Below are 377 nucleotides of genomic sequence, written 5' to 3' on the forward strand. Positions count from 1 at the left end.
TTAATTAATGCTAAGAATATTGCGCCAAAGTTTGTTTGAAGAGTTGTTTTTTTATATAAACTAGAAATAACCAGTTCAGAATTAGAATCTTTTTTTAGTTCTATTACAATTCTCATTCCATCTCTGTCGCTTTCATCCCTAATATCAGAAATTCCAAAAATCTTTCCCGCATTAACCAGTTCTGCCAGCTTTTCAATCCAACCTGCTTTATTAACTTGGTAAGGAAGTTCAGTAATGATTATTGCATTTTTTTTATGTTTCCCTTTACCTAAATTGACCTCTTCCGTATTCACAACTCCTCTTATCGTTATAGATCCTTTTCCAGTTTGATAAAGTTCTTCTATTGCACGACTATAAATTAATTCTCCTCCTGTAGG

1 protein-coding gene is annotated in these 377 nt (G+C 32.1%); it reads right to left on the minus strand.

Annotated features, from left to right (window positions below):
* Positions 1-377, minus strand: a 377-nt coding sequence (locus AMO19_RS00100) for a DNA gyrase subunit A (protein ID WP_306452407.1), incomplete at both ends; no start/stop codon positions are given.

This window comes from Prochlorococcus marinus (assembly GCF_001180245.1).
GTDB classification, from domain to species: Bacteria; Cyanobacteriota; Cyanobacteriia; order PCC-6307; family Cyanobiaceae; genus Prochlorococcus_A; species Prochlorococcus_A marinus_F.